This is a genomic window from Bacillus pfraonensis, assembly GCF_050768835.1.
GTDB lineage: Bacteria > Bacillota > Bacilli > Bacillales > Bacillaceae_G > Bacillus_A > Bacillus_A pfraonensis.
In genome coordinates, this window is record NZ_JAHCDO010000090.1 from 1 (window position 1) to 2,898 (window position 2,898).

The 2,898-nt window shown below is 50.3% G+C and carries 2 rRNA genes; both read left to right on the top strand.

Annotated features, from left to right (window positions below):
- Positions 1–507: ribosomal RNA gene (locus KFD70_RS29155) — 16S ribosomal RNA — on the top strand; the annotation flags it as partial.
- Between the two features lie 151 nt (positions 508–658).
- Positions 659–2,898, top strand: a 23S ribosomal RNA gene (locus KFD70_RS29160); the annotation flags it as partial.

The window sequence follows — 2,898 nt, forward strand, 5'->3', positions numbered from 1 at the left end:
GCAGAGTGACAGGTGGTGCATGGTTGTCGTCAGCTCGTGTCGTGAGATGTTGGGTTAAGTCCCGCAACGAGCGCAACCCTTGATCTTAGTTGCCATCATTAAGTTGGGCACTCTAAGGTGACTGCCGGTGACAAACCGGAGGAAGGTGGGGATGACGTCAAATCATCATGCCCCTTATGACCTGGGCTACACACGTGCTACAATGGACGGTACAAAGAGCTGCAAGACCGCGAGGTGGAGCTAATCTCATAAAACCGTTCTCAGTTCGGATTGTAGGCTGCAACTCGCCTACATGAAGCTGGAATCGCTAGTAATCGCGGATCAGCATGCCGCGGTGAATACGTTCCCGGGCCTTGTACACACCGCCCGTCACACCACGAGAGTTTGTAACACCCGAAGTCGGTGGGGTAACCTTTTTGGAGCCAGCCGCCTAAGGTGGGACAGATGATTGGGGTGAAGTCGTAACAAGGTAGCCGTATCGGAAGGTGCGGCTGGATCACCTCCTTTCTATGGAGACATCAATGAACGTTGTTCATTGTATGAATAAGTAACGTTTCTACATTTTGTTTAGTTTTGAGAGAACTATCTCTCAAGATTGTTCTTTGAAAACTAGATAACAGTAAAGTGTAATGCATAGAAAGTGTAATCTTTCATACTTGGTTAAGTTAGAAAGGGCGCACGGTGGATGCCTTGACACTAGGAGTCGATGAAGGACGGGACTAACGCCGATATGCTTCGGGGAGCTGTAAGTAAGCTTTGATCCGAAGATTTCCGAATGGGGAAACCCACTATACGTAATGGTATGGTATCCTTACCTGAATACATAGGGTAAGGAAGACAGACCCAGGGAACTGAAACATCTAAGTACCTGGAGGAAGAGAAAGCAAATGCGATTTCCTGAGTAGCGGCGAGCGAAACGGAATCTAGCCCAAACCAAGAGGCTTGCCTCTTGGGGTTGTAGGACATTCTATACGGAGTTACAAAAGAACGTGGTAGACGAAGTAGTCTGGAAAGGCTCGTCATAGAGGGTAACAACCCCGTAGTCGAAACTTCGTTCTCTCTTGAATGTATCCTGAGTACGGCGGAACACGTGAAATTCCGTCGGAATCCGGGAGGACCATCTCCCAAGGCTAAATACTCCCTAGTGATCGATAGTGAACCAGTACCGTGAGGGAAAGGTGAAAAGCACCCCGGAAGGGGAGTGAAAGAGATCCTGAAACCGTGTGCCTACAAATAGTCAGAGCCCGTTAATGGGTGATGGCGTGCCTTTTGTAGAATGAACCGGCGAGTTACGATCTCGTGCAAGGTTAAGCCGAAGAGGCGGAGCCGTAGCGAAAGCGAGTCTGAATAGGGCGTTTAGTACGTGGTCGTAGACCCGAAACCAGGTGATCTACCCATGTCCAGGGTGAAGTTCAGGTAACACTGAATGGAGGCCCGAACCCACGCACGTTGAAAAGTGCGGGGATGAGGTGTGGGTAGCGGAGAAATTCCAATCGAACCTGGAGATAGCTGGTTCTCCCCGAAATAGCTTTAGGGCTAGCCTCAAGTGTTAGAGTCTTGGAGGTAGAGCACTGATTGAACTAGGGGTCCTCATCGGATTACCGAATTCAGTCAAACTCCGAATGCCAATGACTTATCCTTGGGAGTCAGACTGCGAGTGATAAGATCCGTAGTCAAAAGGGAAACAGCCCAGACCGCCAGTTAAGGTCCCAAAGTGTGTATTAAGTGGAAAAGGATGTGGAGTTGCTTAGACAACTAGGATGTTGGCTTAGAAGCAGCCACCATTTAAAGAGTGCGTAATAGCTCACTAGTCGAGTGACTCTGCGCCGAAAATGTATCGGGGCTAAATACACCACCGAAACTGCGGATTGATACCTTTGGTATCAGTGGTAGGGGAGCGTTCTAAGGACAGTGAAGTCAGACCGGAAGGACTGGTGGAGTGCTTAGAAGTGAGAATGCCGGTATGAGTAGCGAAAGACGGGTGAGAATCCCGTCCACCGAATGCCTAAGGTTTCCTGAGGAAGGCTCGTCCGCTCAGGGTTAGTCAGGACCTAAGCCGAGGCCGACAGGCGTAGGCGATGGACAACAGGTTGATATTCCTGTACCACCTCTTTATCGTTTGAGCAATGGAGGGACGCAGAAGGATAGAAGAAGCGTGTTATTGGTTGTGCACGTCCAAGCAGTTAGGCTGGTAAGTAGGTAAATCCGCTTACCGTGAAGGCTGAGCTGTGATGGGGAAGCTCCTTATGGAGCGAAGTCTTTGATTCCCCGCTGCCAAGAAAAGCTTCTAGCGAGATAAAAGGTGCCTGTACCGCAAACCGACACAGGTAGGCGAGGAGAGAATCCTAAGGTGAGCGAGAGAACTCTGGTTAAGGAACTCGGCAAAATGACCCCGTAACTTCGGGAGAAGGGGTGCTTTCTTAACGGAAAGCCGCAGTGAATAGGCCCAAGCGACTGTTTAGCAAAAACACAGGTCTCTGCGAAGCCGTAAGGCGAAGTATAGGGGCTGACACCTGCCCGGTGCTGGAAGGTTAAGGAGAGGGGTTAGCGCAAGCGAAGCTCTGAACTGAAGCCCCAGTAAACGGCGGCCGTAACTATAACGGTCCTAAGGTAGCGAAATTCCTTGTCGGGTAAGTTCCGACCCGCACGAAAGGTGTAACGATTTGGGCACTGTCTCAACCAGAGACTCGGTGAAATTATAGTACCTGTGAAGATGCAGGTTACCCGCGACAGGACGGAAAGACCCCGTGGAGCTTTACTGTAGCCTGATATTGAATTTTGGTACAGTTTGTACAGGATAGGCGGGAGCCTTTGAAGCCGGAGCGCTAGCTTCGGTGGAGGCGCTGGTGGGATACCGCCCTGACTGTATTGAAATTCTAACCTACGGGTCTTATCGAC